Origin of the sequence: Xanthovirga aplysinae, from assembly GCF_009711365.1 — a bacterium.
Classification (GTDB): domain Bacteria; phylum Bacteroidota; class Bacteroidia; order Cytophagales; family Cyclobacteriaceae; genus Xanthovirga; species Xanthovirga aplysinae.
Window position 1 is genome coordinate 1 of record NZ_SMMB01000732.1, and the last position, 3,562, is coordinate 3,562.

Annotated in this window: 3 protein-coding genes; 1 reads left to right on the top strand and 2 read right to left on the bottom strand. The window is 33.6% G+C overall.

Annotated features, from left to right (window positions below):
- Positions 1-37: 37 nt before the first annotated feature.
- Both E1171_RS04785 and E1171_RS04790 read right to left on the bottom strand, forming a co-directional pair.
- The gene (locus E1171_RS04785; RefSeq protein ID WP_155204622.1) at positions 38-619 is read right to left on the bottom strand and encodes a Crp/Fnr family transcriptional regulator; all 582 of its coding nucleotides are present in this window, start codon (positions 617-619) and stop codon (positions 38-40) included.
- Between the two features lie 138 nt (positions 620-757).
- Positions 758-1,408: a cysteine hydrolase family protein gene (locus tag E1171_RS04790; protein WP_155204624.1), complete on the bottom strand. Its 651-nt coding sequence runs from the start codon at positions 1,406-1,408 to the stop codon at positions 758-760.
- A gap of 398 nt (positions 1,409-1,806) precedes the next feature.
- On the opposite strand from E1171_RS04790, the gene E1171_RS04795 reads away from it, so the two are divergent.
- Complete coding sequence (locus E1171_RS04795) at positions 1,807-3,402, top strand: hypothetical protein (RefSeq protein WP_155204626.1); 1,596 nt, start codon at positions 1,807-1,809, stop codon at positions 3,400-3,402.
- The last annotated feature ends 160 nt before the right edge of the window (positions 3,403-3,562 follow it).

Consider the following 3,562-nt stretch of genomic DNA (forward strand, 5'->3'; position numbering starts at 1 on the left):
GCACTGTATTGTACAAAAATTGATGTAAGTTAATAAATTATTCCTCTGCTATCTCTTTCCTAATTCGGCTCAAACTTTCCGTTGCAATACCTAAATAAGAGGCTATATGATAATTTTTCACCTTTTGTTCAATATTAGGATATTGCCTTAAAAAATTCAAATATCTTTCAGTAGCTGTTTCAGCAAGGTTAGATAAAATTCTTTTTTGAAAACGAACAAAAGCCTTTTCCATTTTTTCTCTAAAAAAGCGCTCTGTACTAGGTACCCTATCATAAATTCTTTCAATATCCTTTTTAGCGATTTTATATAAAGTAGCGTCTTGTATGCATTCTATGCTTAGTAAAGATTTCGAATGATTGAAATACGCAATATAATCACTAATCCACCAATCTTTAATGGCAAACTGTAAAGTATGTTCTTTTCCTGTTGAATCCACAAAAAAAGTCCTCAGACATCCACTAAACACATAAAATTGATGATTTACATTTTCATTAAACCCTAAAACCAACTCTCCTCTTTTTAGTTGAATTTTTTCAAACTGCTGATCAATAAATTTAGTTTCCTCCTGGGTAAATGCAAGACCCTTAAAAATAAGGGATGTCAATGATTTTTTTATCATAATTAATCATAGGGACTATTCAAAATATATCCTCTTTCTTTGGAATAGGATAAATATTAAAGAAGTTTTAATAAACAAAAAAATGAACCTTGATCTTATACATGAAAGTAGTTGTAATGAAATTAAACCTTTTTTGATTTACTTTCCAATAGCGTGTCTTTCCATTTCATTTATTAAGTTTCTAGCACTGTAAATATTTACTTCAATAGCTTTCATTTCCTCTATTCCCTTTTCATAAATTCCCGATAAAACCTCTGGGACTATACCAATTTTAAAATCTCTTTCACTAGCTTCGTAGATTGTAGCGCGAGGACAATTTGGGAAAACACATCCTGTAATTATTAAAGAATTTACTTTAATCTTATCAAGGTATTTTTTCAAAGCAGTATGATAAAATGCTCCCCACCTTGGTTTATAAATAATCACTTCATTTGGTGAAACGTTTTGGACCCCACCTTTCAAAAGAAGTTCGGTCCTTAATCTAATATTTTTTTTAGGCAGTAAATCCATTACTAATTGGCAACCATCAGCATCTGGAAGTAGCATTTTACCTCCCATTTCTAAATTCTCCCTTCTACACAAATCGGCATTTGAACCATCTTTGAAGTATATCCTTACCATGTGAACAATTGGCTTCTTCAATTTTCTGAAATTGTCTATTAGTTCCACTAATTGTGGAATTATCCTAGTGGTTTCATAAGCTTCCTGAGATTGCCCTTTCAGAAAGTCATTCTGCATATCAATGGTAAGTAAAGCTAAATGGTCAAAATTCAGGGTAGTATATTTCATGAAAATTTTAAATTTCTTAGGATCCTTTTTTAAGAAAAATAAGCGCTTAAATTCTATTAATTCCAGTTTGATATTTTATTTCTTCTGGTTTTTAATACACTTTATCCTTAAACCATAGAAAAAGCACCCTCTGACGACCTTCAATTTTTTTAATTTTACTAACATTTAAGGAATAAAAAAAATCCTTCCTCTTTCATCTATCTTCAAAAGGATTTGCCAATTTATTACTAAATAGATACTTTATAAGCTTTTATAATATTAATTAATTTTTTTCATAAATTGGATTTATATAAGACAAAGAAAATCTTTCCTTTAGGAGTTTGACCACTTCCACTAACCTCCCTCCCCTTTTAATCCCAATTCCATTTCATTTATTAACAATCAATCCAACTAGACACATGAAAACCTTAACTTTACTAACCATCACTATAGCTTTTGCAATACCCCAACTTTACGCACAGGTAAATGAGGCTATTATCATAGAAGCAGGAACAGGAAATTCCGCCAACCCCAAACAAATTATTGAAACCGATGGCAACGGTTTGAATTTTATGCTTGGAATTCAGGTAGGAGAAAATAATGAGCTCATTGACCCTGATCAAGGGGAGTTCCATCAAAGAATTTCAGCTACCAGCATGGGAATTAACTTTTTAAACTTTAATCAATGGGGCATCACCAATAAAGTGGTAAGTTTTCAAAGGCTATTAAATGGAGCTGTTGGAACCAATAGAAAAGTTCTTCTACAAGTTGGGGAAAGCAATGTGTTTGATAACGTGCAGTTTATAGATGAAGGTCAAGGGCAGAACTCAAGCTTTGCACGACAAATCGGAACTAATGAGGCACTTAGTTTTCAGTTTATAGGAAACGAAGGAGCAGGCACCAATACTAATTTTTTAGGGCAAATAGGTAATAATAGTTTATCTTCAGAACAATCTATTGATAGTGGAACCGGTTCAAATTCTAATACGATGGTTCAAGTAGGCTCCAATTTGGCACTGAATGCTCAAGCTTTATTTGATTTTGGCTCTGGAACCAATTCCAATACAATAATTCAATTTGGGACGTCTAATGAGGGGGCAAATGAGCAGGTAATTATTGAAAATTCCTCAGGATCAAACTTTAATCTATTCAACCAAATTGGAAGTAATAATGCGGCCTTTCATAATCAGCGTATTGAAGTGAGGTCTTCAGGATCCAATAGGGGACGGATTATTCAAACTGGAAGCGGAAATGAGGCAGGTTATGAGCAAGTCCTTGTGCGTGATGCCAAAGGATCCAATCTGTACACCATTGCCCAATTTGGAAGTGGGAATCAATCTGGCGTGAATCAGATTGTATTCGAAAATAGTTCAGGATCAAATGCTGGTTTGATCATTCAATCAGGAACTGCTAATGAGGCTTTTTTTGAGCAACAAATTCAGAGTAATAGTTTTGGATCCAATAGAGCTTTTTACTTTCAATCTGGAAGTAGTCAGGCTGCTTTTCATCAACAACGAATTGAAATGGGGTCCGCAGGAAATAATAGGGGGTTGACTATTCAAACTGGAAGCGGAAATGAGGCGGGTTTTGAACAAGAAATATTTATTAACTCTCAAGGATTCAATTCTAACAAGTTTGCTCAATTTGGAAGTTCTAATGCCGCTGAATCGGAACAAAGAATTTTTGACAATAGCTCAGGATCTAACCTTAATTGGACAGCTCAACTAGGAGAAGAGAATCAGGATAATTTTTCTCAAGAAATAAAAAATTCAGGTTCAGGAACTAATTCTAAAATAACCACCCAATTAGGAGAAGAAAACATAGCTCTGTCATTACAACTCATTGAAAATGCCAGTGGAATTAATAAGGCCTTTATCTTTCAAGCTGGAATGAACAACAACGCCAATATCAATCAAACAATTAATGATCAGGTAGGGGGAGCAGCTAACCGAGGGCGCATTATTCAGTTTGGAAATGGAAATAGTAGCACTATCACTCAAATTAATGGAAACTAAAATATAATTTAAGGTCAGTTTTAAGAAACAGAAGCTTTCAAATAAAGTTGGATGGTATCTTTTAACTGAATTTGGATTAACAAAAGTTCTTATGATGCTATGGACCTCTATGGTAGAAAAAAAGAAAGTGATAGGAGTCGCCTCAAACCTCAGTTGGAAA